This is a genomic window from Pseudarthrobacter cellobiosi (assembly GCF_023913815.1).
In the GTDB taxonomy this organism is placed as follows: domain Bacteria; phylum Actinomycetota; class Actinomycetes; order Actinomycetales; family Micrococcaceae; genus Arthrobacter; species Arthrobacter cellobiosi.
In genome coordinates this window covers 113,057-138,637 of record NZ_JAMXBK010000027.1, presented here as the reverse complement: position 1 = coordinate 138,637, position 25,581 = coordinate 113,057, and the positions used below count along the sequence as shown (strand labels likewise).

Here is a 25,581-nt window from a genome sequence, read left to right as displayed (position 1 = left end):
GCGCCGCTGCCGGGTGCATTCCCGCCGCCGGCCAGGTGAGATGGATCGCAGCGAGGCCCGCCCGTCCACCTCCAGGCGCTTAACCAACCTGTCGGGGCAGCACATCTAGACGCCGCCCCGGCGCCCCCGTTCCTTACCGGGTGCGCCGGTCCACCGCTGGCCGTTATACCCTCCGGGGTATATGATTGGCAAAGCAGCCACCACATTTGGAGCCCGCCATGGAACTTGATTCGACAGAACTCACCCCCGTCGTTAACCGGCTCAAGCGGGCCCAGGGCCAGCTTGCAGCCGTCACCCGCATGCTCGAAGAGGGCCGTGACTGCAAAGACATCGTCACCCAGCTCGCAGCGGTCTCGAAGGCTTTGGACCGGGCAGGATTCGCCATCATCGCCACCGGCTTGGAGCAGTGCATCACCAGGGAAGATGCGAGCATGAATAAGAAAGACCTGGAAAAACTCTTCCTGTCCCTCGCCTGAGCCGCAACCAACCGAAAACCAAACCCGCGGAGGGGGCGTTGTGGCCCGTGCCGGTTGCGACCGGCACCTTAGGGTCCTCTACGGCGGGGTCATTGCTGGCAATCGTTGCACCGGTCCCGGCCACGAACTGCCACGACTCCCGAGGGGGCCGGCGGGACTGCGGCCGATGCCGCAGGAACGGAGAAGGAAAATGATGGGCGGATATGGTTCGATGATGGGCTCGACGTGGCTGTTCTGGGCGCTCCTGATTGTCGGTATCGTCCTGCTGGTAATCCTCGCCGCACGGTTTTTCTACGGCGGTATGAACCGTGGCGGAACCGGCCGCGGGGAGGGCCCTGGCACGGACGGGCCCGCTACGGGCGCCAGTGCCGCCCGACGAATCCTGGACGAACGGTACGCCAGGGGAGAATTGAGCACAGAAGAATACCGTGAACGGCTCGAAGTCCTCGGGGACGACACCTGATGCAGCCTCTCAGCCGTCGCAGTGCCCTGATGCTGGGAGGTGCGGGCGCTGCAGCCGCCGCGACGGGTGCGGCGGGCCTGTTGTGGGGCCAGGGTACGGGCTTCCAGGCAGCCGGTGGGCAGGACCTGAGTGAGCCGCAGGCCCTGCACAGTGCCGACGGCCGGCTTCAGGTGAAACTAACAGCGGCCCTGGGCCAGGTTCGGATCGCGGGCAGGGATGCCACTGCGCTGTCCTATAACGGGTCCCTGCCCGGCCCCACCCTATTCCTGCGGCCCGGGGACCGGGTGAATGTGACGCTGGAGAACAGGCTGGGGGATCCGACCAACCTGCACGTCCACGGGCTGCACGTCTCCCCGCAGGGCAACAGCGACAATGCGCTGGTCTCGGTTGAACCGGGAACGTCCTTTGAGTATGAGTACCGGCTGCCGGCGGACCACCCGCCGGGCGTGTACTGGTACCACCCGCATCGCCACGGAAGTGTGGCCGACCAGATCTTCGGCGGCCTGTACGGGGCGATCATCGTCCAAGACCCCCAGCCCGTGCCGGTCAGCCGGGAACGGGTCCTGGTCATCTCGGACATCTCCCTCACCGGTGGCGGTTCCATCGCCACGGTGTCGGCGATGGAGAAAATGATGGGCAGGGAAGGTGCCCTGGTGCTGGTTAACGGGCAGCTGAACCCGGCTCTGACCGCCCGGCCGGGCGAGCGTGAGCGGTGGAGGGTCATCAATGCCTGCACATCCCGGTACCTGAAACTGCGCCTGGACGGCCAGGACCTGCGGCTGCTGGGCCTGGATTCGGGCCGCTACCAGAAACCCCGGGACGTTGACGAGGTGCTGCTGGCCCCGGGCAACCGGGCGGACCTTCTGGTCACCGCCGCCGCCGCCGGGACCGCCGTGCTGCGCACCCTGCCCGTGGACAGGGGCAGTATGGGATCCATGATGGGCGGCAGCAACGGAGGCGGACAGTCCCCGCCCGGCCCGGACGGGACGTTCCTGGCCACCCTGGCCGTTGCCGGCGCACCGGCCGGGGCGCCGGGACCGGTCCCGGCGCAGCCGGCGCCGCGGGACCTGCGGGCTGTTGCGGTCACCGCGCACCGGGAACTGGTCTTCGCCATGGGCATGGGTATGAACAGCGGCGGCTCGGGCACGGGCGGTGGCATGGGGTCGGGGATGATGAGTTTCACCATCAACGGAAGGCCGTTCGACCCGGCCCGGGTCGACACCACGGTCCCCGCCGGTGCCGTCGAGGAGTGGACCCTGAGGAACACGAGCCCGATGGACCACCCCCTGCACCTGCACGTGTGGCCGATGCAGATCATCGAACAGGGCGGACGGCCCGTGGACAGTCCCGTGTGGCAGGATGTGGTGAACGTCCCGGCCCGCAGCAGTGTCCGGGTCCGGATCGCCTTCGATGACTTCACCGGCAAAACTGTCTACCACTGCCACATCCTCGACCACGAGGACAGCGGCATGATGGGCCTGATCGAAGCCCTGTAGCACTGCGTCTTCGCAGCTTTTGCACGCCTGAGAAAACCGATGAAGGAGCACCACTATGAGCTACGCACACACCATCACCGTCGCCCTACCCTACGGAGAAGCCGTAACCCGGACCCGTGAAGCCCTCTCGGGGCAGGGCTTCGGCGTGCTGTCCGAAATCGATGTCCGCGCCACCTTCGAGACGAAGCTCGGGTCCGACGCCGGACAGGTCCTGGGCGACTACCTCATCCTGGGCGTCTGCAATCCTGCCCTGGCGCAGAAAGCTCTCGCCGCGGACCCGGACATGGGACTGCTGCTGCCCTGCAACGTCGTCATCAGACGCGGACCGGACAACGGCACCACCGTCATCCAGACCATCGACCCGCAGACCATGGTCCAGCTCAGCGACGCCCCGGCCGTCTCCGAAGTCGCCTCGGACGCCGATCACAGGCTCCTCGCAGCCCTGAAAGAGCTCCAAACCGCCTGAGACCCGCCCGGCCTCCGGACCGGAGGCTCATGGGAAGCGAAACGGGCGCCTGCCTGCCTTTTGCGTCCCCGTGCGCATCGGAGCGTGGCTGGCCGCCCCCGGCCCATGATGCGACTATGTATACCCGCAGGGCCGTTGGGCCCTGTTCCGGGAAGCGATGCGAACATAGTGTCCTTGGAGGAGGTCTGATCATGATGGATGGCTGGTACGGGAATGGCTGGGGTGTCGGCGCGTGGGTGGCCATGGCCGTGTTGATGCTGATTTTCTGGGGCGGGGTGGTCACTGTCGTTGTGCTCCTGGTCCGGCGGACCCATCCGGGTGAGGGACCGGCCGCTCTGCGGCCGCCGCACCACGACGCCGAGCGTATTCTCAATGAGCGCTTCGCCCGGGGGGAAATCGACGAGCAGGAGTTCACTGCACGGCGCACGGCGCTCAGACGCCAGGAGTGATATCCGGTCGCGGTGATGGTGTCGAGGATCTGCTGGTCGGTGATGGCATCCGGCACCGTGACCTGGGCGGATTCAAGGGGCAGGTTGACGCTCGCCTGGACTCCGTCGAGTTTTCCCAGTTTCCGTTCCACCCGCGCAACACACGAAGCGCGGGTCATCCCTTGGATGTCCAGTTCAATGATGCGCGTATTGGTCACGGTGTCGGAGTCCATACTCAGGCCTCGCTGGCTACTACGAGGTAGCCGGCTTCTGCGACGGCTTCGCCGATTTTCTCCGGGTCGAGCTCGCCCGCCGAGGTGATCGCGCACCTGGGCACCGGGGTTCCTCTCCGAAGCCAAAAACGTGGTTCTCCTCGGGCCACCCGGAACCGGCAAAGCCCACCTCGCGGTCGGCATCGGCATCAAGGCAGCCAAGGCCGGACACAGGGTCCTCTTCGACTCCGCCACCGGCTGGGTCGCCCGCCTCCAGGAAGCCCACTCCCGCGGGAAACTCGCCCAGGAACTGGTCAAACTCCGCCGCTACGGGCTCCTCATAATCGACGGAGGAGGATACATCCCGTCCGATCAGGACGCGGCGAACCTGTTCTTCCAGCTCGTCTCCAGCCGCTACGAACACGCCTCCATGATCCTGACGTCCAACCTCCCGTTCGCCCGCTGGGGCGACGTCTTCGGAGACCTGACCATCGCCTCGGCCATGATCGACCGGATCGTCCACCACACCGAGGTCATCAGCCTCAAAGGCAACAGCTACCGGCTTAAGAAGCACCAGCCCGCCGCCGGTACGGCACAATAGAACCACAACCCCGTGGCCCCGTTTTCAATTGGCACTATTGGCCCTATTTTTGGTTGGCGTTAAACAGTCGTCTTATGCGGTGTTCCTGGGGAAACTGGCGGTGGCTTTTCGTTGTTACTGCATTTCACGCTCTGGTTTGGCTGGCAGTGGTCCCATTTACGAATCTCTTCATCCCGGCATAGAATCTGTCGCACGAGGAATACTGGGTTTTTGCGTACTTGTTTGGGGGTGCGGGTTGGGGTTTCGTTACCGCAAGTCGAAGAGTTTTGGGCCTGTGCGGATCACGGCATCGAAGCGCGGGGTGAGTGCGAGCGTGGGAGCTGGCCCGTTTCGAGTGACGAAGTCTGCTTCAGGCCGGACAACAAATACGGTCAGGATCCCGGGAACTGGCGTCTCGTATGTAACCAGCAGCTCGAGCCGCCGCTTCCAAGGAAAGCCTGCTGCTCGGCGATCCAGCCCCGCTGGCGGCCAAGTCGGTCGGATGGTCATCAGCGACGAAACTTGGCGACAGTTTTTGGCGCCCGACGGCACGGCTGCAGCATCGAAGTTCCAGCGTAACTACGTGCGTGCTGCTGTCGCGCGCGTAACGGGCGTTCGACCCAGCCTGTCGCATCTGACGTTGGGACAGGCAGCTAACGTCTTGAAGCACGTTGGTGAGGACCCGGCGAAGCTGAGCGCTGGCGGCCGCGGCGTGGGTGGGGTGGAGAAGGCCGGCGTAGTTGCCCAGTGGACCTTGCTCGGATTGCTGCTGCTGATCGTGACTCTTTCCTCGCCGGCAGGGTTTCTGCTGGCTGCGGGAATTATCGGTCTGATGTTCCTGATGCGGAAGCGCCGCAGCCGCAGGCAGGCGTGGGAGGACGCGACGTGGTCGGGCAGCTCTAGCGAGCATGTCCCTACCCCTGGTGCCGGCGTTGAAGCTCCGGGTAATTTCGCACCTCATCAGGTCTCTTTAGAGGTGGCGGAACCGCTCGCGCGGGTGGATCAGACCGCTCCCTCGACCAAGGGGTCTTATCGTGTTTCGCTTGGCCGCTCGGAATGGCCGAATGTGGAAGTTGTGGGCGAGCACGCGTATGGCGAGGGGATCAAGGCCGCTGTGCGCGCCAGTGTTCCCCCGACCGCTCGAAGAGGCGATGCTGAAGTTGAAGGTCTTCAGGTGGAACTGGTGGCGGAGCCGGACAACCCCTATGACTCAAACGCCATCAGTGTGCGTTGGAATGGCCATGTGCTCGGCTACCTCAGTCGTGAAGACGCGATCCGTTACACAGAACCAGTCAGGAGAATTATTGCCAGCGGCTTCGTAGCGGCTACCACGGCTCGAGTCTGGGCCTACGACGAGGGGGATCGGCTTCGCGCCCGCGTCACCGTTGCACTACCGGAACCGGAATTGATAGCTCCGGTTAACGAAGCCCCCACGGGCGTGAACACGCTCCTACCCTGGGGATCAGCCATTCAGGTCTTGAAGGAAGAGAACCATTTCGACATTCTGTCCCGGCACGTCCCAGCTGATGGTGTCGGTCTCCTGCTCGTCAGTCTTCACAAAGAGAACTACACATTGAAAAACGGCACCCAGCGCCCGTTTGTCGAAGTCCGTCTCAACCGCGAACGGGTCGGGGAACTAAGCAATGTGACCTCCGCGCACCTGCTTCCAATTCTCGAACATACGGAGGCCGTCGGCGAAACAGCTCTGGCCTACGCAAAAATCACCGGCTCCGCCCTCGCCGCGCAGCTCGTCCTTCACGCAGCCAAAGCCACCGAGATCAGCAACGATTGGCTTGTCAAAGGGCCCCACTCGGCCCCGAAGCTCCTTCCACCGACCGCGCGATATGATGTCCCACCTGCCTACGTCAAATAGTAGACAAGAGAGGAATTTGCGGACCAGGATCTCCTGGACAGGGTCCGTGTCGAAACGCCGAGGTGCTTGTCACCTTCGCGCGTTGGCAGGCACGCGATCAGCGAGCCCAGAACAACCATAGTTGATGGAAGTTTTCACTGTTCACTGGCCGAACGGACGGAGTCAGTCCTCTGCGCGGCCATGCGGGGAGCCAGCGGATTCGAGGAGGTCGTTCGCGCGGAGGCGGACAGGTGCGCTCGGGTGTTCCCTGAGGTCAGCGACGAGACCGACGAATTCGTCTCGAAGTTCACCCATTTCCAAGCCGCAGAGGACGCGGTGCGCGCCGCTTTCCCCGTCGGCGTTCGCGAAAACCGTCAGGGCATTGATATAGGCGTCGTCTACTTCTTCACTTCGTGCAGCCAGCTTTGCTAGGCCGAACACTGCGCGTCCGGCCACTTCATGGTTGGCGTCGCGGGCGAGGGCGAGAAGGATCGGCTCAGAACCCGGGTGCCTGGAGTAGTGGTCCGCCGCGTCGCTTCTCGCCTTCTGGCCGCCGGCCAGGAGGGCTCCTTCGAGGGCTTTTCGGCCGGGGTGGTAGGGCGGCAGAAGAGCGAGCAAGAGTTCTTGGAACGCGCCCCCGATTTCGGTGTAGAACATGACCGACGGGTCTGGCCGTGCGTCCTCGATCAGCGTCCACAGTGCGTGTTCGAGGCGGTCCCGATACTCCTTGGGGAGTGTTTCCGAATTCTCGGCGATAATCTTGCATGCTGCCCGTTTGGGCGCCGAGTACGCGTCACTGTCGCACAGGAATTCGAGGAGAACATCCCACGCGTCGGTCTCCGGGCCGTAGATTGCGATGCTCGTACACAGCCGCGCGAGATCGACCACGTGACGTGCAAAGCCGTTGTGGGAGCGTTTGAATCCTTCGAACGCCGAGGCACAGGTGCGAACGAGCGCGGCGGCCTCGTCAGCAGTGAGCCTCTCGATCCTTCCGATGGCCGAGAGCGCCCCCAGTTCGCCTTTGATCAGGGACTGCCCAAGCACGTCCCGTGCCGTGGGAGCATGGGTGGCGAAAATGTGCCGGAGCCAATCAGGGAGATTCTCGTCGTTCGCTTTGGAGGTCAGGGCGGCCTCGTTTTCGGCGATGACTTGCGGGTCGATTTCGTCTAGCAGCGCCTCCAGAGGCCGTTGGAGGAGCTGGCTCGATTGCGGGCCAAGAGAAAGTGTGAAGCCAGCGATGCGCCGAGCATGGCTCTCGTCAAGGTGGTCCCGCAGGCCCCAGATAGCGTCGAGGATCCTGTGGCCCGGCTCGATGTCGGCGAACCGTTCTTCCGAAACAGCTGGAGTGTCGAGGCCGAGGAGGAGGAAATTGATCAGCTCCCTTGCGCGCTCTGGCGTGCAGTAACCTCCGGCGACGTTGAGTGCGGAGAGATCAGCGCGCCAGGTCGCCCGGGTGATGGTCGGGGGCCGGATGGTCGACATGAAGGCTGCGAGCTCAGCCAGAGGACCATCGTCGCGTATTTTCGAGAGGGCGAGGCGCAGCTGGCTGTCGCCGCCTGCGTTCCGGAGCGCATCCAGGCTATCCCGGATAGGTGGGCCGCCGCCGCGGTGCGTGGATAGGTCGACCTTGGCGAGGAGGCCGAGGGAGGATCGCCAACTACCATGGTCTCCCGCGAGCCGCGCCGTGAGCGCCGCAGAGAACAACTCGTTGTGGGCGATGTGCGAGTCACTGAACCGGACCGACTGGTCTCTCGCCCACGCCTCGAAGTTTCGTTCCGCAGCATCTTCGAGCCCCTTGGCGACGCTCTGGTTCCGCCACCAACCGGCGGCAGTGTCCATGGCAGGTACCACCTTGGACAGGTCGGCATCCCAGCGGTCGGTCAGCTCGAACATGGACCAGAGCGCCGCAGACCTGACGGCAGACACGGTCACATTGGTTGCCAAACCGGCCATCAGGAGGTTTGTCCGGTTCAGGATCTCGCGAGCGGACTGGATCTGCCCCGTTTCTGCCAGTACCCGGGCACGGTGAACGTTCATCCAGGCCTGTTCAATCGAGACATCGTTCTCGTCGGCTTCCGCCTCGAGGATCTGCAGGGCCGCTTCGAAACCGTGGCCGTCGATCTCAGCCGCGGCAAGACATACCGCCCGGGCAGCACGAAGACTCCGGTTCGCCCCGTTCAGGTCAAGGCGGCGCAGTCCCTCCGCGGTTCCTTGGGTCACCCACTGATGAACCGCGGCGGCGAACCGCCAGTGCGGGTCCCCGGAAGAGGCCGCTTCCGTTACATTGGGTACCTCTTCGAACTGGGCTGCAAAGTGCTCCCAGTGGTCAGTTCGAGCCTCTGTGCACGTCGCAATGGCTTCGGCCCAGTTGATGGGGGTGGCGAATCCCCTGTTGGGATGAGGGGCCACGAGCCGTGGCACTATGAGTGCGTGCCGAGCCCATTCAGCTTCCGGCAATTCTGCCACCGAAAAGGACCAGCGGCTGCCTTCGAGTACCAATGACTCCCGGGCCTTTTCGGCGAGTTCAATCCACGCCCCGAAGTGCGAGCGTTCAAGTCGTTGATCAGCGGGGACGAATACCTTGAAACCCCGGCCTGTGGGCGTGATGGTCTTCTGGTCGAGCACAGCCCAGACCCGGATTGTGGCGCAATCTTCGCTCTGGAGGATAAGGATGTGGGGAACGTGATGATTCGACCAGTAGTCAGCGTGGCTCATGCTGTTTTCGCGGTACCACCAGCCTCCGCGACCATCGACGGTCCCTGGCTCGTCGAACCAGCTGGAGCCGGTCTTGACCTGGGCGCCGAGCAGCATCCCGAGGTCGACGAGAGCTTCGGTGCGGAGCTGGATGAGCAGATCAGTGCCGAGGTCCTGTGTGCTCGTGGAGAGAGGTCCCCATCCAAGTTGTTTGAAAAACAACTCGACCGCCGTCTCGCCGATGTCTCCACGCTGAACCCTGTCTGGCTGCCGCAATGCCCTGCCCCTTCGGACGCCGGGCGCCCCTCGCATTACCTTGAAGCCGCCTGCCCGGACAAGGATCTGTTCATCCTAGGGTACGGCGGGGAGTTGCGTACTCGCCCGGTCGCCCGTTTGGAGCGGGGCGTGTCTTTGGGGGAGGCTTGCGGCCCGTCCAGCGGTCGGTCGCCTACTGCGTATCTGTGCAGCTTTCCTATCGCCGCGTTCTCGCGGGTGCGATGGCTGGTTCAGCGGTGAAACCGCCCACAGTGTCGTGGCCAGCTCCGGCGGGATGAATTCGCCAAACGCCAATTCTGTTGCGCTAATGCCGCCTGAGGAGCTGTCGTGAGCGGCAAGTGTAAATGCTCTCGCTTCGTCTGTCGCTGACGGGAATTCCCAGTAGTCGAATTATCTGCGAACAAATGGCTGAGGGCCCCACAGCTCCTGGCTGTGGGACCCTCAGTAATCCATAACAGGGAACCTGCCCCTGTCTTCCTCTACAGTTTACTACCGTGGCCAAGTCTGAACCAAAAAGCATCGAGTCCGTGCTGCTACGGCGATTGAGCAAGGCGCGGCTGGCACCGTATCTTGAGGCCGCTGGAACACTCCAGGATGCCGTTCACCTGTACCGGTGGAACATCCAGCTCTCGGGCGCGGCATACGAAGCACTCCATATTTTTGAGGTCGTGCTTCGTAATGCACTTGATGAACAGTTGTGTCTTTGGAACGCCACCCAGACAAACCCGATGACAGGGCAGCTCCACTCAGGGGACTGGCTTCTGGATCCGTCGGTGTTGATAGAGCGCATCGTCGGCAGAGACATTCCCGATGCCAGATCACGGGCGGGGAAATCAACCCGTTTGCGACCCAAGCACCGGCGGGAGCCGCTGCACGAGGATCTTCTTGCGGCCATGTCGCTTGGCACCTGGAGGTTTATGCTGCCAGGTCGCAAGGATGCCGGGAAGCAATTGCTGTGGGAGCAGGCTCTGAGTTCGGCCTTTCCGAATTTGAAGCGACCGGTGCATGAGCTGGAGCATGCTGTCGAGGGCGTGTACCGACTGCGCAACCGCGTCGCGCATCTTGAACCCCTCATCAACAGTCGAATCGAAGCCCAACTCGCCAATATGCGAACCGTTATCGGCGCGATAGATCAGGACATGCTGTCATGGTTTGCCTCTGTCGAGAAGGTAGGCCAGACACTGAAGGAGCGGCCCCGGGTCCCAAACAAACCCTGAGGCCTGCCACTCGCGGGGTTGGGTGGAGTCGCGAGCGGTGTCGTGAAAGCGCGAAGGTGCAATACGGTTCCGGGCCAGGCCGCCTCGTCCATGGCTCAGCCGTGTTCCCCATCAGGACCGGTTGGACCTCGCTTCCAGCTTGGCGAGACGCTCCCCAATCTCACTAACGTCCCGACGCTGCTTCGGACATCTGGCCAGCCACCTCTTCAGCACCGCAATCTCTTCGTCCTTCTGGGACAGCTTGCGGTGGATGATGGCCGCGTGCTCCGTATAAGCCGGGGCGGGCATGCCCCGTCCGGCGTCCCCGTTCGGCACCTTCGATGGCTTTGTAGCAAAGGACGAGCGCCTCTTCCAGCCGGCCTTCGCGTTTGATCTGCTTGATCGGTTCAATGAGCTCGAGGTAGTGGACGCCGTCGACCATGCCCCGCTGGAACTGCTGTGCCCGTTCGCCGCCACCCTGCAACGCCTCCCGGACCATCGCCGAAGTCTCAGCGTGGGAGCTGTTGATCCGTTCACGGGACGTAAGCGCCGGCGGGTTCTCTCGGGTGTGGGCCCACTCGGGCTCGCCGGGGCCAAGCCACACGAAGGCCTTGGCCAGAAGCTTCTGCTCCCGCAGGACATGGAGCTGGTAGCTGACCTGTTGACTGGCGCCCGCCGGCAACGGAAGGTCCTTCGCGACATACGACGGAAGAGAGCCAATCTTCTCCCCGTCCACCACGACGGCCACCGCCCACGGATCGACAGGGTTCTCCGGCTCACGCTGCAGCAGTGCCTTGCCCTCAAAGTAGCCCCGCCCACCCAGGCCCCTGCGTTCCGCGAAAGCAGCGACGGCCTCCTTGGCGAAGGTGGTGGTGCCGGCAACCTCCAGACACGCGTTGAACTGTAAGGAGACTTCGATTTTGAGTGCTGGCTGGAAGCGTTGTTCATCCTTGGAGGAATCAAGGGCCGGTGCCGTGGCCGAGCCCCCTTGCAGTGCTTGTCGCAGCCAGCTTCCGAACCCCACAATGCCCCCTACTGTCTCGGGCGGTTCTGATCCGCCGTGGCCGACTCTACCAACCTGTGGTCAGCTACCGAGGACCCTCGCCTGTCCAGTACTGGGGGCGTTCCTTCAGCATCCGGTTCAAGCGGCGGACGAACACTACCCAGGGACGACTGATTTTGATGAGTTCGGTCATGGGGACCTTGGGGCTGAGGCGGGTAGCGACGAAGGCTGTCCTGGCCCATATCGGATCGGCACCCAGAGCGCGTAGAGCGGCCCGGGTGGTCCCAACCAGGCACGACCAAACTCGTCCCGCAAAAGCCGCCGCGTCCGGCTCGTGACATAAGGTGAATCTTGGGCCTCGGGCATCCCTGCGGCGTGTTGCGTAGTCCGTCCGGGTTCACTCCTAGAGTGTCTTCATGACCGGTCACACGTATTCCTGGCTTCCTGAGCGCCATCTCGGGGTCGCCGCGACACTCTCGCGCGCCGACGAGATAATCGGACAAGTCGCAGATCTGCTTTTCGACTACCAGACCCAACCGAATGGTGTATTCCAGCTGGCGGAGGTGCCCGTGGACCGGGTCAGCCAAACCATTGTGGAAAGGGTGGCTCCGATCCCGCGCAAGGTGCCTCTGCTCGTGGCTGACGCGTTGGTGGCGCTGCGGGCCGCCCTCGAGCACACACTCTTTGCCGAGGTCGAGCTGAAGCAGCGCGGCCTGATCCTTTACGACGGGCGGGTATGGCCGGATCTATCATATAGATATCATTTTCTGACTTCAGAAGGACACAAACCATGCCACGAACGCCCGGCGCGACGAACAGGACCCCGAGAGAACTCGAGGCAGCCGCCAAACACCTCAAAGAGAAGGCCGCACTCAAACGAAGGCTCGAAGCGCTGAAGAAGAAGAACGAGGCGTCGAAGAAGAAAGCTACACCGAAGTAGGGCGCCGCCAGGGGCACGCAACTCTTCCTCGTTCACGGCGTTCGACACCGCAGCGCCGAGGCTCAAATGCGTATAGCTCAGCTTAAACCGCGCGATCCCCTCGTGCTACGCCCGGACAGTGCCAACGCGGTTAATGCTTTGGCGATCCAAGTTGCCGATCAGGACGGTCTCACATTGGGATTTGTCCCTGACCCTTTAGATGAGTTCATGCAAGATGTTCTGGCGGACTCTCGGGGCTACAAACTGTCGGTGGAACGGGCCAACGGGGTCGAAGCAGGCTATCATTCTCGATTGCTTGTTCGACTCGAGGGGTTTGTCGGCCCGGGTAGGCAGCCTTATACCGGTGCCGAATGGCAAACCGTCGCCTGAGACCTTACTCGGCTTTAGGTCCAGTCCCCGGGTGATGCTTTCGAGTTTCGGCAAGTCGGGATTGACTCTAGACTCTTCCGAGCCCACGGAGCTGTGTCCTCGGAACTTACTTTCTCGCGTTTGCCTGCCGTGATGGGACAAAAGACTAACGAATCTGCGCGGCACGTCTATGACGGCTAACGGGAAGGACTGTGCACGCGGGTCTAGTGGGCGTGGGCTTGTGTCATAACGTTTTCAATAAGGAGACCTGAAGCCGGCCACCACATGTGGGTAAGGCAGATGTAGTCGCCCCGTAGATGAACGCGATGAGCATCGCAAGATGCGTCTTCTGTGTATGTATCGTATCGTTGCTGAGCGTGAACGGAGTCAGGTCGAGTCCGCACCTCCGGCGCTTCATATCGTCATTAGCGCGGTGCTCCCAGGTCTAACCAGGCTCGGTACATACGATTGGAGTGGCGCTCAGTACACGTCGGGCTTACGGGAGGTCATTACATGGGGAAGTCCTTGTTCTATACGGCAGCAAGCCCCTGTTCCCGCCCCGCCGGGCGGCTTCTATGGCATTTCCTCACGTTCGAGGTGGGATTGTGACCGAGCTTCCGGGGGGAGCTGCCGATAAGGCAGGCAACCAGTATGAGCATTGGTGGACGGCGCGGGTAGTAGCCGAGCTCCTTACGGGCGGTGCGAGCCGGCTGCGGCTGGAGCCTCCCGGCGTTGGCGGCGAGGGCATCGAATTTGAAGTCGATCGTGCGGGCGTGACATGGGGCGAGCAGGTGAAGCTCCGCGCAGGAAACTGGACGATAAATAAGCTCAAGGGTGAGGGTGTCCTGAGCGCCGCGCTCGCGCAGGTCAAATCAGGCCGTCAGTTCAAGCTCATCGTCTCGACCGAAGCAATGCCCTTCGACACTTTGGCGCGGCGCAGCCGTGACTGTGATGATTTAGCTGAGTTCGAGGGGTCGCTAAGCCGCGCTGATGACGCCGAGTTCTTGAAGCTCGCCAAGATTTGGGGGGTCGCGCCAGATCAGGCATATGTCGTTCTGCAGTCCATCCATGTCGAACCGCACCCCTTCGAGAACCTGCGACAGCTTGTGGCCGCAGAGTTCCGGTTGCTGTTATCAGACGACCCCGAGGTCGTTCTCGGCGAAGTCCGAAACTTCTGTGATGATCACATGCACGAGCAGCTCAGGGGCCCCCAAATCTGGGCGCACCTCGAATCGAAAGGGCTCCGCCGCCGCCATTTGGCGGGGGATGCCTCATCAATCAACAAGCTGCGCAAGACGGTTGAGCGCCATGCCCGCCACGTGAACACCAACCGACCGAGCATTGGTCTCGTGCAATCGAGGTTCCTCGATCAACTCCGAGGCCGCCTCACCGACAAAGACGGAAAGCAGCTAGTCGTACTCGACGGAAGCGCGGGTTACGGCAAATCAACGATCGCTACAGCGATCGCTGCTGAGCTGCAAGCAGCTGGTTGGTGGGTGGCTGCCGCCAACATGAGCGTGGTCAAGCCATCAGCAGCGACATCCACTAAACTTGGCGACCAGCTCGGCCTAGGGGACAACTCCCCAGGTGTCGTCTTAGCAGGCGTCGCCGACGGAAGCCCGGGCCTCCTAATAATTGACCAGCTCGACGCCGTGGGAACGTACAGCGGACGGATCACAGAAGTTTATGACGCCATCGCTGAAGTGCTGGACGAAGTTGCGTCGACGCCCAATATCAAAGTACTACTCGTCGTGCGCACCGTTGATCTCGAATCCGATCCGCGCTTCACGCGGTTCCGCGACGCCACGACGGCCGACCGCATTCAAGTCGACAAACTAAATGCCGATGACGTGAAAGGAAAACTGACGGAGTGCGGCATCCCGCTCCCCGCATCGGATGTGACGATAGAGCTACTCCGAACTCCGCTGCATCTCAGTATCTTCCTACGGTTGTCAGAAGCTGCCCGGCAAGAGGTATACCCAAGCCTGCAACGGTTGTACGACCGCTACACCGACGAGGTTCGCCAGTCGATCGAACTGACCGTCGGTCACCTGCAATGGGCGGCAATCATGAGCACTCTCGTTGACCATATGAACTCGAATGAGCAGCTGTCGGCGCCTGCCCCCATCCTTGACTCCTTCCCTCGCGACGAGGTTCACGCACTCGAATCCGCTGATGTTCTTGCCGTAAACGATCAGAACACCCTATCGTTCTTCCACGAGTCTTACTTCGACTATCTATTCGCGAGAACGTTTGTCGCAGCCGACAAGAGCCTCCTCGATTTCGTTATTGAATCTGGGCAGCATCTGTTTCGACGAGCGCAGGTAAGGCAGGTACTGGAGCACCTGGCCGCGACCGACCCAAGAAAATTCCGTGATGCCGTTAAGCAATTGCTCGCATCCGCCAACGTCCGCTCTCACCTCAAGGAGGTCGTCGTTGACGTCCTTGGGCAGGTCGAAGGCACTGCAGACGACTGGCTGGCTGTAGACGAGATCGCGTGGAGCAACAGCAATATCGCGTGGAGAGTTCTCGGCATTTTGGGTCAGCCGTCATGGTTCGCCGCCGTAGACGCTCTGGGGAAATGGTCTGAATGGCTCACCGATCCAGCGAAGACTGACAGAGCCTTCAACCATCTTCGCTTTATCGCCCGCGATCACCCCCGACGTGTAGTTGAACTTGTCCGGCCCTACGTGGGTGCGAATGATGACTGGCGGCTGCGGCTCAAATCCATGATCGAGTGGTCGTTGAACCCCGAATTGACTGACTTTGCAATCGAACTGCTGGAGCGAGGCGATCTCGACGACGCACGTGGCCCAATCGCCGTGAATAGCGACTTCTGGTCCATCGTCTTCGGACTCGCGCAAGATGACTCCTCAGCTGCTGCCCGACTCATAGGCGCATACCTGAATCATGGCCTCGCCCGCGCACAGGCTGAGGCATCGAACGACCCCTTCGACACCGGCCAACTACCGAATCACTCGGTTAGCGATGAGATCATCTCGCAAGTCGCTGCAAAGGCTCCCAAAGAATATCTCACCAACGTCTTGAACTTCGTGGAAGTCGTGGGACAAGCGAACCAGCAGCAAGTCGAAGGTCGCCTCCCGGTTGGCCGTCGCTGGGTCTTCCGGAGTCGCGGCTCTGCGTACACCGTCGCCGACAAGATCTTTGACGGAATCGGGAAGGCCCTCACCGAGCTGGCGGAGACAGCGCCAGGTCTCTGCGACGATTACGTCGCACGGTTGAGCGGGTTCGAAAGCGAGGAGCTGCACTTCCTCGCATGCATCGCATTGACGAAGCGGGGACCTGCCGACGCCGCGATTGCTTGGCTTGTTGGCGATGCTCGAAATCTCGAACTCGGTTACATGGATAACCCCAGTTGGGCCAGTCGTTCACTAATCGAACGCTGGTCCGGCGGGTGCAACAAAGAACTGTTCCACCGCCTAGAGTCTCTCATCCTCGAGCACGCGCCCGACTTCGAGAAGCCGCGGTACGTGGGGGCTACTCGATTGCGCCTGCTCTCCGCCCTCGAACCCTCCCGGCTTTCCGACGCCGGCCGCCACGGCCTTATGGAACTCCAGCGCCGGTTCCCCACGATCCAGCCGTCAGTCGCCCCGAGCGGTGTAACGGGGGGTTCTGTCGGCTCGCCAATCCCAGACACTGCCGCTCAGATGATGTCAGACAAGGAATGGATGGGCGCGCTACAGAAATACACCTCAGACAAAATCGACTGGCGCGGCGACCAACCGGTCGGTGGCGCACACGAGCTTGCGCAGACGCTGGGACGCCAAGCTGAGCAAGCACCTCAGCGGTTCGCCAAGCTCGCCCTCGGGTTTGATGCTGATGTGAACCCCTTGGCTATGGACGCGGTGATACGGGCCGTTGCGCCCAAGCTCGAAGGTGGACTCCTGGCTGATCTCTGCGAGCACGCACAACGCACGTACACTTCGGAAGTTGGCCAGGCAATATGCACGGCTGCTCAACAGGAAAAGCCGGTTTCTGAGCGTATGGCGAAGCTCGTTGCCAAGTACGCCGACGACCCTGACCCTGACCGCGAATGGGCAAGGACTGAGGCGAACTCTGGCGACAACTACTACGGTGGCGACATAGATATGGCTGGCCTGAACAGCACAAGGGGCCAGGTCGCCCACACTACGGCAGCAGTGCTTTTCGAGTCAGCCAACCACCTCGGAGTGCTCAGGCCGGTAGTAGAAGCACTCGCTGCTGATTCCAACCTGGGTGTCCGTGCCCAGGCGGCGGAGGCGGTGCTCGCGCTGATGAATCACGAGCCAGAGCACGCATATGACCTAGGCGAAGCGCTGCTGGATGCGGACGTCGAGCTCTACGACACCCGAGGTGTTGAGCGACTCATGTCGTACCTTCTGGTTCGAGAGCCAGACCGCTTCGGGCCGTTCCTCGCGCGAGGCTTGGGAGGACCTGAACCTGTCGCGTTGCGGGCTGGCCACCTTTGGGCGTTGCTGTCGTACCGCGACTCGTTACCCGCCGCCGTACCCCAAGAGCCCGATGGGCTGTCGGTTGAGGCTCGTCGAGGTGCCGCCGAGTCGTTCGCCTCTAATCCAGCGGAGTCGGCCGATCTTTTGGTTGCGCTTTTTGGCGACGCCGATGACGAGGTGCGAGAGCAAGCGTCGAGCAGCATGAGGTATCTGTCGACTCAGAGTTCGGCGACGATAGGGAGGCTCGTTCAGGGCTTCCTGACAAGCGAGGCGTTTGAAGAGCACTTCGACGAATTGATCAGGGAGCTTGAGTCGGTTGAGTCGATCGATCCTGAACTTGCCCTCCGAGCCTGCGAGCGCGCCCTCGAGATTGCAGGAGCGGAAGTTGGCAACATCCGCACCGCCCGTAGCGTGCTTGCGAAACCCATCGTCGTGAGCATCTTGCGCGTGTATCGTCAGGGTGATGCAGGACGGCGAGAGCGATGCCTCGATGTTGTTGATCGTCTGTCAGAGATCGACGCCTACGGATTGACCGAAGCATTGAACGGCGAGCGGTGACTTGAGCCCATGTATCTCGAGCGGACGTGAGCGGCGTTACGTAATCACTTACGGCGCGCGCTTCTTCCCGGCCCCGAGCTTCGGCGCCAGTGTCTTGCAGGCAGCATAAACAGACGGGTATTCGGACAACCGATCAAAGGTCATGCGCACAGCACGGTCACGGACTTGGGGCGGGAACTGCTACGGCATAATCGCTATCTTTCTCACAGAAGACCCGGGACGGTTCATATTGACCCTGCGATTGACGTGGATGAAAGTGCGCGCCGACGCTGACGGACGGCCTTTAATACTACTTGGGCAACTGCGTCTTATGCGTCTCAAGAAATCTTTTTAGTGCCAAGGAAGTTCCGAGGCCAGGTGGTTTTTCATCGATACCACGATGGTTCCATCGGCCGTCCCAAAAGTCCTGACGTTGCGCTCCAGCTGTACGCCGAATCGGTGAAGTGTCATCGAGGATTGCTGCACTTGCCGAGGATTGTCAGGTCGTAGTCTTTACGCACAACATCTGGTTTGCCACTGAGCTGTTGTCAGTCCCGGTTCGAGAAGAACCCGACGCATTGCAGCTACTTCTCGATCCAAGACGATGGTCCACTGAAGGGGATTGTCAGCTCGGGAACACATCCGCGGTGGGACACTGTGAAGAAGATGACTGGCAAGGTGAACGCCATACTTCAGTCGGCAAAGGCGGCTGAAGGGGAGACACGAGAAGCACTTGTTGAGAAGGGATACAGCCTTGTTCGATCGTGGTGTGAGGTCGTCGTGGAGCAGGAACTTTTGCAGCAAGTCGTACAGCGGTATCAGCCAAATGTCATGTTGACCAAGCTTCACTCAATTGACGGTAAGAAACTCGACGAGGCAAAAAAGATAATTGTCCCGATCTACGAGAAGGCTTGTCGAATTATGGCCGGGCACTCGCAGCCACTAGAAACCCTGTCTATCAGGCCCAAGCTCGAGGAGTTGGAAGTTGAGTGGAAGCAACTTCAAGAGATGCGGTCAGCATAGTTCCGGTTTGTTGGGAGTTTGAATGCATAGTGTGGACACCTGCTCTAGGGAATACAAGCTAGCGCTGAAGAACTGTCTCGGTCTTGACTGTGTGGAAATCTGGAATATCCAGGGTGTAAGTACGGACCTCAAATGACCTAAGTTCGGTTGTTGTCGGGATATTTGCCGCTTCTAGGCGACCTGCGAACTCGATAGATCGTGAGTGCCACAAGTTTATATTGAATTCGAGCGGCTGGTCTGGGATGGGCGTGGGGTTCCAGAGCGTTCGCTCATGGACGACAACTCCGTCGACTTTCCAGCGAATGACGTTGGGTTGCCAGTCGATCTCGTAGGTATGGAAGTCTGCGGCTGCGTCAAAACCGAGGTCGATTTGAGTCGGAGTGCCGCGGTAGCCGTACTCTAGCTTGGTCCCCTCGGGTCCGGGGTTGTAGTAGACGTTTATGAGCATCTTCGTTGTGTCTTTGCCCAGGAACTCGATGTCGATCTCTTGGCGTGGGCCATTCCTATGGAGGAAGATGCCAGTGATCAGCCCGGGTACGTTCGATGGACGGAGCGTCGCAGAGAATCTGCCATACAGATAGGATCCGCCGCTTGCAATCGCTGCCGAAGTAAACTCCCGGACTGGAGTCGTCTCTTCCTGGAATGTAAGGAGGGCGCTTCCGTCGCGTGTTTCGTTGAAGTTATCTGGGCTGAATAAGGATAGGTTGCTAGGAAAGGTGTCGTCTCTTAATTTCCAGATCGGAGACGTGAGAGTTTCGCCGGCTGCCCAATTGACGCCAGTGACAGCAGCAGGATGGCTTGAGAGACTCACAAGAGAAAACCCGTTCCAATCTTCGCGCGTTGGTGAGAGTGTCCAGGGAGACTTGTCGAACTTGTGATTCGTGGATGTACGAGAATCGGCGAGTGGTATCCGATCTATCTCCGGGCGTTGACCGAGGTCTGGGTCGTTGGGGTACGGAAATGACGGGTAGGCGGTTCCTATGAAGTCACTCAAAACAGCCCATTTGTCACGGGCAGCATCATCGAACTTTAGAACTCGGTCGGGGTGGATGTCTGGCGACTCCACGCTAGGTGAAGTGAGGATGAATAGGGCATCGGGATTAGATTTGGCGATGATGGCGGCGACTTGGCTGTCGATGGTGCCGATGTTGACGTAGGCATTGAAGAGTGTGCCGCGACGCCCGGTAAGTAGTCGCTTCTGCTCTAAGGCTGGCAGCGTCTCAAGGTCGCTGCAGCAGGTGTAGCCGCTCATAGACAGTGCTTTCGCTAGTGCCGTCAGTCCTGTGCCTGAATCTCCGAGTGCAATAACTGGGCCGCGTAGCTTCTTTGCTGTTGTCACAAGTGGTTTTTCTCGTGTGATCACGCCGACCTGTGAGAGCACTGGAAGTACTGAATACGAATTGGTTGACGGCTCGTCGAGGCGCTGCTCGATGATAGGTCGGGCGGCGGTGAACACTCTCAGATCGCTGAACTGTAAATTCAGCCACAGATCAACAGGGCCGTGCATAGGAAGTCTGCTGAGTAACTTCCGGGCTCCTTCACGCGTTACGACGTACCCCGACGCTTCCCAGAGACCTGGGTCTTTTCGCCGCATTAGGGCCTGATCTTGTGGCGATACGAAGGCACCAACATCTCTGTAAGCGAGATACAGTAGATCGAAATTTGCTACACCCTCTGAGCTGAATTCAACCGCAGACCAGGTCTCTTCGAGATTGCGCACAAAACCGTATGGCATGACGACATCATCCTCAAGCACCAACGCACTAGGGACGTCCCCGTCGGCGATCAGCTTCCATACTTCGATATGCGAAAGCGCGACAGCAATCTCTTGCCTGGTCATCTTGATCTTGCGTGCGCGTGTCTGGTCGTCAACGACAAGCAGTGGATTAGGGTCGACGGTCAATTGATCAGCAAGTGTGAACGAAGGAATTAGCGTTGCGTTGTCACGCTCCGATTTCAGGTATCTGGCGTCGATGGCCGAAAATCTTCTGACGATAAACGATAGCCGTTCTCCATGACGATCTCGAAACCGGTCAAGTTCGCGCCGAAGGCGGCTCCAACGGTCGGGCTTACGATCAAGGTTTATGACGTAGATGCGCTGCAGCGAGTCAGATTCATCGCCGCTGGAAAAGACGCGTGCGCGTTGGCGAAGATCCAGGACACGCGTGCGAACGCGCAGTCTATGTGCGAAGCGCTCCTTGAAATCAGCGAAGGTCAGCATATTCATCGGACAGGTCCCCCATTAATTCGTTTGGATACTTACTACCCATCGCTACGTACCCATCGTCGCCAGTTACGGTCGTCCGAGCGATACGAGAGCGGCCACGTACTAATTGCTACAGAATCCCAGTCCGTGAGCAGCTCGAAGTCCCAGGCCTTGCCTGCTTGAGCTAGTTCGACGGCATGAGCAACGAGACAGGACGTGAGATTGCCGGGACCGGTCAACGTTTGGATGTCCCGACTGTCCTCGTCTGCGGAGAGCAGTGAGTTTGTTGCTTGTTCCAGGGCCATGGCAATAATCGGATGGCTTGGAGGTGCGAGGAGAGGATTATTGTTGACATAGAAGATGCGCCCACCTTCTGCAGGAATCCCAGCTGAGCGTACCGGATCAACCATTGAGTCTGAAGCGATGTCATAACAAAGCGGCTGCAGTTTGAGCCGGCCGTCCATCAGTAGCTTGTCAATGTCATATGCCTGGTAGGCGTCATCGGCGTCGACATAGAGCCCGCCATTTTTCAAGACAAAACACAGGCGGAAAAAGTCGGCACGCATTGCCGGATGGTGACAGCGCTTGAACGCACGAGAATGTCGCCGGCTGAAGTTTTCCATGATGAACTGTTCGGCTGCGGTGTCATCGAACAGAAGGCGTTCGAATCCCGTCTTCTCCAGAGGCACCCAGCTGTCGAGGCACTTCTGGACATCTGCGGGCACAGAAGTTGCATTATCCCAGAACTGAATAAGTATGCGAGGCGGCGTAGTAAAATCGACGGCGTCAACGACTTCTGAAGCTTCTTGGATCAACCATTCCATGAACGCGGATCTTACGTCGTGATCATCCGCGACTTTGGATGGACTGAGACTTAGTCGTTTTGGGACTGAGTTCATATTTATGCATGAGTATGGAAGCTTGTGCGATTCCAGTCAATTCCAGCGGTTGGATGACGAGTTGCGCTTGACTGGCGCGTACTCGATCAGTAGGACATCCAATGGCGATTAGCTCGCGTCCCTCTTCCTGAAATTTTGCTTTGACAGCAGATTGCTCGTAGGAACTCCGCATCCTCACGCCCGCCTCAACTAGCCGCGACCGCACGGTATGTGCAGTCACGCCCATCCGCTTGCCGATCGTCGCCAGTGAATCTCCCTGCTCATAGAGCCTGACTGCTTCTATGATCTGCCGCTCGTCCAGGCCAACCGGGCGTGGTGCAATGCCATGTCGACGTCTCCGCGGGTGTGAGCCGTCGTTTCCCGGAGGCCGGGCCTTCTTCCTGGAAGGGTCGGACCTGGGTGTTTTCGCCGCGGGAATTCTGGAGTATCCCTGCGGGTGGGGTTCATGGGCTGCAGCTTCGTCCCGGGGCACGGTCCCTGGCTGTGTTTAGGCGGCGCGGTAGTTGAAGAGTTTGAGCAGGTTGTGGAAGCGGCCATCAGCTTCCACGCCCGAATGCTTTTTGGAGTCCGCGTAACAGGACATGGCTGCCGTGCCGGCTGTTGATCTGTCGGAAGACCGGTTCCACGATGGCATTGCGCCTGGCGTAGACCGCCCGGTCCTTCTTCGTTTTCAGTTTCCTGGCTATCCGCTCGACAGGAGTCGCATCCGCCGGGATCCTGCCCTTGGGCGACTCCGGCGCCAGGCGGTATGCCGAGCAGGGTAAATACGTGAGGCCGCAATGTCGGTCAAGCCTTGCGCCAGGCTCGGAACGGCTGTTAGTTCCGATCATGCAGCACTAGACTCGCCGGACAACTGGGTGGACGAGAAATATTGGGGGACAGAATAGTCCAGGGCGTGCAGGTACTGCGGCAGTATGGCATCCGGCCCGAGGTTTGGCGTTGGTACCGGGCACACGGCAGGGTACGCCCAGAGCCGACGCCGCAGTACCGTGCTGCGACGCGGCGGGCCGCTCGTAGGTCCGTGGTACTGATCGTGTAGGTCGTGGTTGCTGTCGTGGTGGCCATGCCGGTGATTTACTGGATCGCCGTCCTTGTTCACGTGAGCTTGTACCAGATGGCGCCGGTGACTCTGGGTGTCCTCTTGGTGGGAGTGGCACTGATCTACGCGATCTTCGTCGCTTGGTCCGGTGCCGTGCGGGAGGCGCGGGAAGATGCGAGGCGGGAGGCCAACCGTGGCCGGATCTTTGGTACCCCGGGCGGTGTTCTGGCCGCGGCGGGAAAGTTCGGTCGGGGCAGGGTTGAGGCGGGGGCGAGGGGCGAGGGAAGTACAGCGCTTCTGCTGGAACTTCTGCTGCGAATCCCGGGAACCTCCGTATTCCACGGGCTGCAGTTCCCGGTACGCCAGGACGCTGATGTGGACCATGCGATTGCTTTCGGGAACGTTGTTTACCTGCTGGACTCCAAGCTCTATCGCTGGGGCCAGTACTAATGGCGCCCGGTCGGGGAGAAGGATCTGATTGTACGCTCTGACGGGTACGGGCGCGGCAAGGCGAACTGGATGCACGCCGCCGCCTTCGGGTACCGGTCCCTGCTCGGGCCCGAGGTGGAAGTGATTCCCATGGTCATGATCCACGGGCGCAGCACGTCCGTGGGGTCCTGCAGCATTTCGGCCCACGGAGTGCACATGCTTACGGCCCGGGACGCAATGGAGCGCATAGGGGACGCGATGGCGGGATCGCTCAACCAATGGCAGGACAATCCCGCAGTGCGTGCTGCTCTTCTCAGCAAGCTGAAGACGGGCTAACGGGCGGTGTTGCCTGGACTGGGACAGAAGTCGAAGGGGCAATGGAGGACCTCAGAGCTATTCCGGGGCCGCGCGGTGGCATTCGAAATGCTACGCTATCGGAAAATTGTGATTGGGGAAATTGTGGGATCTAACCGACTCACCATCTATTTATTAAAAGACGTCTCTGCTGCAGAGGAAGCAATCGCTTTTGATAAGAATCCAACGGCTGTATCCGTTGATACTTCGTCCGGCATCGAGGGCACGTTCTTCCACTCCTCGCGCCCATCCTCACGCCCAGCCTGGGTGGCTTTTGTGCAGCCGCTCCTCGCCGGTCCTCAGCTGTCTTTGACAACATCTTCGGCATCAGGTCTGCTTGTTTTGAAAGTGGATCAGCGATTCTTCGGCCTCACTTTCGGATACGGAAGAAGCTTCCTTGATCTATCTAAAGTCGAACATCAGTTTGGCTTGAAAGTCGCTCTTAACCGCATCGATCCGCGGCATATACGTAGTCTCGATACCAAAACGTTCGAAGACATGGTGGTGACCAAGAATACGCAAGCCAGCAAGAGCTCAGAGCTTCCAACCTTCGGCGTCGACGTTTCGAGGGACATGCTTCGAGCTGTAACCGGTGAGCCAAGAGACAGGTCGTTTGCCAAAAGACTGTCGGGATCCGATGCACTCGTCGTGAACTTGGAAATTGCCCCGGCGGATCTACCAAAGCTTTGCGGCGAACTCCTCGTGGCCTTTGGCGAGGACTCCTACAAAGCCGACTTCGAGTGGATCGACCACCTAGCATTAGTGAGCGATGGGACAACTACGACTCAGTTAAACGAACTGCTGGAACAGCAGCTCATCGCCGGAGATACATCCAACACGCATATGGCATTGCCGGAAGCCGTCGCCTGGGAAGACATCGATGTCTTCAAGATAGGTGGGACCCGGGCCGAGGAATATGACGATCTCGACCTGGATGACTATCTGAACCGGCTCGGGGACAAGTGTTCTGAAATCACCATCGATCGCTTGAAGACCAGATCAGTTTCCGTGCGATTCAGTCGTTCAAACGATTTTGACGCACGATGGAACTTGTACCAATGTCTAGTTACTGAGCAACGATTACATTCAAAATTGCACGTTCTGATTGAAGGTCGCTGGTTCGTAGTCAGTGATTCTCTGGTCGCCAAGGTCGACCAGTTTGCGACCTCACTGGCACCTTCCACTACATCCCTCATCGCCTCGCAGACCGGTGAGGTTGAAGCCGATTACAACTCACGATTGGCCGCCACGGTGCCCGGCGATCTTCTGCTTTTGGATGCGAAAATCAAAAGACCGGGCGGTGCGACAAGCGGCATCGAGGTATGCGATGTGTTGGCGTCCAGCGGCGAGTTTATCCATGTCAAGAGAAAGTCGCGCTCGTCGACACTGAGCCACCTGTTCGCTCAAGGTACAGTTTCGGCCACAACATTCGTAGCAGACGGCAGCTTCCGTGATGAAATTCGAAGCATTATTGCAAACGAGACAGAAGAGCCACATAGAGCGCGGTGGCTTGATTTGATCCCGGAAGAGGGTCGACCCGTTGACCGCTCGAAGTATTCTGTTTCCTATGTGGTGATAGCGAACTCAAAGCGGTCTGGGACTGATTGGCTGCCGTTCTTCAGCAAACTGAATCTCATGCAGAACGGACAGCAGCTGCTAAACCTGGGCTTCAGCGTTTCGGTATCCAGGGTCAATGCATCGGACTGACCCGCCCAAGAGACTGACAATTTGAGAGGTCTGCAGGCGGGATCAGATTCTGCAGATTATGCCATCGAAGCACTTCAGCTTTACGTAACGTCCACTATGAGTTGTCCGCCGCCAGTCAGTCGGGCACCTCTTGGCCGGGAAGAGGCGCCCGTTGCGGTCGGCTCGACTGCGTTTTGGTGGTCCGTGCTCATTCCTGGAGGCCCGCCTGTCGGTTGGTCATGCAGGTCGCTGTTCGTTTCTCCATGAGATGTTCGGAGAGGAGGAACCGCCCTCATGAAGTTCGTCGATTCCAGCAACAAGCCCGTCCGGGTAGTGCGGTGCTTATTCGGGGCCTGTTCGGTTCCAGAGACCTACTCACCATATTCGAGCGAAATCGCGCCCTGCCCGGACGGCCGTCTTAGCAGCCCCGGTTGGGGTCGCCGAAGTGGACAAAAAGAGGGTGTGCACAATGTGCACACCCTGGGCTTCGGATCGGGTCGTACTGGTGGCGGACTGGGCCGGATTGT

The 25,581-nt window shown here is 60.1% G+C and carries 18 protein-coding genes and 5 pseudogenes; 16 read left to right on the top strand and 7 right to left on the bottom strand.

What is annotated here, in order from left to right; translation table 11 throughout:
• The first annotated feature begins 218 nt into the window (after positions 1–218).
• From NG701_RS16155 to NG701_RS16135, 5 genes are all read left to right on the top strand, one after another.
• Entirely contained in the window at positions 219–476 is a 258-nt protein-coding gene (locus tag NG701_RS16155) for a metal-sensitive transcriptional regulator (protein ID WP_252568803.1), read from the top strand.
• Between the two features lie 190 nt (positions 477–666).
• Positions 667–939 (top strand): SHOCT domain-containing protein, encoded by a 273-nt coding sequence (locus NG701_RS16150; protein ID WP_252568802.1) that lies wholly within the window; start codon positions 667–669, stop codon positions 937–939.
• Positions 939–2,435 carry a multicopper oxidase family protein gene (locus NG701_RS16145; RefSeq protein WP_252568801.1) on the top strand — a complete coding sequence of 499 codons (1,497 nt, stop codon included), beginning with the start codon at positions 939–941 and terminating at the stop codon, positions 2,433–2,435. The genes NG701_RS16150 and NG701_RS16145 overlap by 1 nt, the downstream gene beginning before the upstream one ends.
• Positions 2,436–2,490: 55 nt before the next feature.
• On the top strand, positions 2,491–2,901 hold the full coding sequence (locus tag NG701_RS16140; protein WP_193342673.1) for a DUF302 domain-containing protein: 411 nt from the start codon (positions 2,491–2,493) through the stop codon (positions 2,899–2,901).
• A 191-nt stretch (positions 2,902–3,092) separates the two neighbouring features.
• Positions 3,093–3,350 (top strand): SHOCT domain-containing protein, encoded by a 258-nt coding sequence (locus NG701_RS16135; RefSeq protein WP_193342674.1) that lies wholly within the window; start codon positions 3,093–3,095, stop codon positions 3,348–3,350.
• Here the strand turns inward: NG701_RS16135 and NG701_RS16130 are convergent.
• Together NG701_RS16130 and NG701_RS16125 are read right to left on the bottom strand one after the other, a co-directional pair.
• Positions 3,350–3,562, bottom strand: a pseudogene (locus tag NG701_RS16130) (heavy-metal-associated domain-containing protein); the annotation flags it as partial. The gene NG701_RS16135 and the pseudogene NG701_RS16130 sit on opposite strands and share 1 nt — an antisense overlap.
• Before the next feature lie 2 nt (positions 3,563–3,564).
• Positions 3,565–3,651, bottom strand: a pseudogene (locus tag NG701_RS16125) (heavy-metal-associated domain-containing protein); the annotation flags it as partial.
• On the opposite strand from NG701_RS16125, the pseudogene istB reads away from it, so the two are divergent.
• The 3 genes and pseudogenes from istB to NG701_RS16115 form a co-directional block, all read left to right on the top strand.
• Positions 3,647–4,142 (top strand): annotated as a pseudogene (gene istB / locus NG701_RS16120) (IS21-like element helper ATPase IstB); the annotation flags it as partial. The pseudogenes NG701_RS16125 and istB sit on opposite strands and share 5 nt — an antisense overlap.
• A 79-nt stretch (positions 4,143–4,221) precedes the next feature.
• Positions 4,222–4,530 (top strand): annotated as a pseudogene (locus NG701_RS21450) (DUF4236 domain-containing protein); the annotation flags it as partial.
• Positions 4,531–4,623: 93 nt separating this feature from the next.
• The gene (locus NG701_RS16115; protein ID WP_252568800.1) at positions 4,624–5,994 is read left to right on the top strand and encodes an HIRAN domain-containing protein; all 1,371 of its coding nucleotides are present in this window, start codon (positions 4,624–4,626) and stop codon (positions 5,992–5,994) included.
• Between the two features lie 162 nt (positions 5,995–6,156).
• Here the strand turns inward: NG701_RS16115 and NG701_RS16110 are convergent, their stop codons facing one another.
• Positions 6,157–8,979: a DUF4365 domain-containing protein gene (locus NG701_RS16110; protein ID WP_256475883.1), complete on the bottom strand. Its 2,823-nt coding sequence runs from the start codon at positions 8,977–8,979 to the stop codon at positions 6,157–6,159.
• Positions 8,980–9,437: 458 nt separating this feature from the next.
• Between NG701_RS16110 and NG701_RS16105 the strand changes: the two genes are divergently transcribed.
• Positions 9,438–10,160 carry a hypothetical protein gene (locus tag NG701_RS16105; protein WP_252568798.1) on the top strand — a complete coding sequence of 241 codons (723 nt, stop codon included), beginning with the start codon at positions 9,438–9,440 and terminating at the stop codon, positions 10,158–10,160.
• Positions 10,161–10,323: 163 nt separating this feature from the next.
• Here the strand turns inward: NG701_RS16105 and NG701_RS16100 are convergent, their stop codons facing one another.
• Complete coding sequence (locus tag NG701_RS16100; protein WP_252568797.1) at positions 10,324–11,163, bottom strand: hypothetical protein; 840 nt, start codon at positions 11,161–11,163, stop codon at positions 10,324–10,326.
• A 769-nt stretch (positions 11,164–11,932) separates the two neighbouring features.
• Between NG701_RS16100 and NG701_RS16095 the strand changes: the two genes are divergently transcribed.
• The 4 genes and pseudogenes from NG701_RS16095 (at position 11,933) to NG701_RS16085 (ending at position 18,441) form a co-directional block, all read left to right on the top strand.
• On the top strand, positions 11,933–12,082 hold the full coding sequence (locus tag NG701_RS16095) for a hypothetical protein (protein ID WP_252568796.1): 150 nt from the start codon (positions 11,933–11,935) through the stop codon (positions 12,080–12,082).
• 24 nt (positions 12,083–12,106) lie between these two features.
• A pseudogene (locus NG701_RS21445) lies at positions 12,107–12,451 on the top strand (HIRAN domain-containing protein); the annotation flags it as partial.
• 584 nt (positions 12,452–13,035) lie between these two features.
• A complete protein-coding gene (locus NG701_RS16090; RefSeq protein ID WP_252568795.1) occupies positions 13,036–17,439 on the top strand; it encodes an NACHT domain-containing protein in 4,404 nt (1,467 codons plus the stop codon).
• A 636-nt stretch (positions 17,440–18,075) separates the two neighbouring features.
• On the top strand, positions 18,076–18,441 hold the full coding sequence (locus NG701_RS16085) for a hypothetical protein (RefSeq protein WP_252568794.1): 366 nt from the start codon (positions 18,076–18,078) through the stop codon (positions 18,439–18,441).
• Between the two features lie 58 nt (positions 18,442–18,499).
• On the opposite strand, the gene NG701_RS21090 is transcribed toward NG701_RS16085, so the two are convergent.
• The 3 genes from NG701_RS21090 to NG701_RS21440 are packed head-to-tail and all read right to left on the bottom strand — an operon-like array spanning position 18,500 to position 22,018.
• Entirely contained in the window at positions 18,500–20,668 is a 2,169-nt protein-coding gene (locus tag NG701_RS21090; RefSeq protein WP_305884424.1) for a family 16 glycosylhydrolase, read from the bottom strand.
• 35 nt (positions 20,669–20,703) lie between these two features.
• Positions 20,704–21,471, bottom strand: coding sequence for a glycosyltransferase family 32 protein (locus tag NG701_RS16070; RefSeq protein ID WP_252568793.1), 768 nt, complete (start codon positions 21,469–21,471; stop codon positions 20,704–20,706).
• A 22-nt stretch (positions 21,472–21,493) separates the two neighbouring features.
• Complete coding sequence (locus NG701_RS21440; RefSeq protein ID WP_374208703.1) at positions 21,494–22,018, bottom strand: sigma factor-like helix-turn-helix DNA-binding protein; 525 nt, start codon at positions 22,016–22,018, stop codon at positions 21,494–21,496.
• Positions 22,019–22,588: 570 nt separating this feature from the next.
• Between NG701_RS21440 and NG701_RS16060 the strand changes: the two genes are divergently transcribed.
• The 3 genes from NG701_RS16060 (at position 22,589) to NG701_RS16050 (ending at position 25,075) form a co-directional block, all read left to right on the top strand.
• On the top strand, positions 22,589–23,035 hold the full coding sequence (locus NG701_RS16060; RefSeq protein ID WP_252568792.1) for a hypothetical protein: 447 nt from the start codon (positions 22,589–22,591) through the stop codon (positions 23,033–23,035).
• Between the two features lie 69 nt (positions 23,036–23,104).
• The gene (locus NG701_RS16055; RefSeq protein ID WP_252568791.1) at positions 23,105–23,350 is read left to right on the top strand and encodes a hypothetical protein; all 246 of its coding nucleotides are present in this window, start codon (positions 23,105–23,107) and stop codon (positions 23,348–23,350) included.
• 75 nt (positions 23,351–23,425) lie between these two features.
• The gene (locus NG701_RS16050) at positions 23,426–25,075 is read left to right on the top strand and encodes a DUF6119 family protein (protein ID WP_252568790.1); all 1,650 of its coding nucleotides are present in this window, start codon (positions 23,426–23,428) and stop codon (positions 25,073–25,075) included.
• Positions 25,076–25,581: the final 506 nt, after the last annotated feature.

Excerpts from the sequence above, each read along its gene's own strand:
- NG701_RS16155 (WP_252568803.1), top strand. The coding sequence starts at position 219 with ATGGAACTTGATTCGACAGAACTCACCCCCGTCGTTAACCGGCTCAAG.
- NG701_RS16150 (WP_252568802.1), top strand. The coding sequence starts at position 667 with ATGATGGGCGGATATGGTTCGATGATGGGCTCGACGTGGCTGTTCTGG.
- NG701_RS16145 (WP_252568801.1), top strand. The coding sequence starts at position 939 with ATGCAGCCTCTCAGCCGTCGCAGTGCCCTGATGCTGGGAGGTGCGGGC.
- NG701_RS16140 (WP_193342673.1), top strand. The coding sequence starts at position 2,491 with ATGAGCTACGCACACACCATCACCGTCGCCCTACCCTACGGAGAAGCC.
- NG701_RS16135 (WP_193342674.1), top strand. The coding sequence starts at position 3,093 with ATGATGGATGGCTGGTACGGGAATGGCTGGGGTGTCGGCGCGTGGGTG.
- NG701_RS16115 (WP_252568800.1), top strand. The coding sequence starts at position 4,624 with ATGGTCATCAGCGACGAAACTTGGCGACAGTTTTTGGCGCCCGACGGC.
- NG701_RS16110 (WP_256475883.1), bottom strand. The coding sequence starts at position 8,979 with ATGCGAGGGGCGCCCGGCGTCCGAAGGGGCAGGGCATTGCGGCAGCCA.
- NG701_RS16095 (WP_252568796.1), top strand. The coding sequence starts at position 11,933 with ATGCCACGAACGCCCGGCGCGACGAACAGGACCCCGAGAGAACTCGAG.
- NG701_RS21090 (WP_305884424.1), bottom strand. The coding sequence starts at position 20,668 with ATGAATATGCTGACCTTCGCTGATTTCAAGGAGCGCTTCGCACATAGA.
- NG701_RS16070 (WP_252568793.1), bottom strand. The coding sequence starts at position 21,471 with ATGGAATGGTTGATCCAAGAAGCTTCAGAAGTCGTTGACGCCGTCGAT.
- NG701_RS16055 (WP_252568791.1), top strand. The coding sequence starts at position 23,105 with ATGCACGCCGCCGCCTTCGGGTACCGGTCCCTGCTCGGGCCCGAGGTG.